Raw genomic sequence first — 281 nt, forward strand, 5'->3', positions numbered from 1 at the left:
TTGCGACGCCCGGACGCCAAACAGCAGTTCCGCGCTTTCGGTCCGCCCTGAGCCAAGAAGCCCGGCAAGTCCGACAACTTCGCCCCGACCGACATCCATATCAAAGGGTTCGACAACGCCCTGCCGCCCGAAATTTCGAAACGACAATAATGGCGGGCGTTCCGCGCGCGCGGTTACGGCGCCGTGATCGGCGATCTCGTCATCGAGGGCCCGGCCAAGCATATGCTCGATCAGCTTCACGCGGTCCAGATCAGCGGTATTTTCCGTGGTGATCTTCTGTC

1 pseudogene is annotated in these 281 nt (G+C 61.2%); it reads right to left on the minus strand.

The annotated features are described in order from the left end of the window. Positions 1-281: pseudogene (locus K3A85_RS17925) on the minus strand (hypothetical protein); the annotation flags it as partial.

Origin of the sequence: Novosphingobium huizhouense (genome assembly GCF_020179475.1) — a bacterium.
In the GTDB taxonomy this organism is placed as follows: Bacteria; Pseudomonadota; Alphaproteobacteria; order Sphingomonadales; family Sphingomonadaceae; genus Novosphingobium; species Novosphingobium huizhouense.